Source organism: Vibrio sp. 10N.222.49.C9, assembly GCF_041474985.1.
GTDB lineage: Bacteria > Pseudomonadota > Gammaproteobacteria > Enterobacterales > Vibrionaceae > Vibrio > Vibrio crassostreae_C.
This window is the reverse complement of sequence record NZ_JBFRVD010000555.1, coordinates 1-327: the sequence shown is the minus strand read 5'-3', so window position 1 is coordinate 327 and position 327 is coordinate 1. Positions and strand designations below refer to the sequence as shown.

Sequence of the window (327 nt, the reverse complement as noted above, 5' to 3'; positions counted from 1 at the left end):
GCGAAACTGAGGCCGCATTTCTTCGACCACAAACATGATGGCAGCCAGAGGCGCATTAAAAGCTGCAGCCAAGCCCGCAGCCGCGCCGCTCGCCAATAAAGAGTGGCGATCGTCATCATTTTTGACGCGAAAAATGTCACTCACCATGCGTCCAACTGCACCGCCCATTTGCACTGTCGGTCCTTCACGACCCAATACCATCCCTGAGCCTAAGGTGCCCATGCCGCCAAAAAACTTGGCCGGCAATACTCGCCACCAGCGCACAGGACGAATATTGTCCATGGCCCCTTCAATCTCGGGAATGCCCGAGCCCGCGGTCTCTGGTGC

General features: G+C 57.2%; 1 protein-coding gene. It reads right to left on the bottom strand.

The window, feature by feature from the left end:
• Positions 1-327: chloride channel protein (locus AB4585_RS24440; protein ID WP_372171340.1), on the bottom strand; the 327-nt coding region annotated here is incomplete at both ends.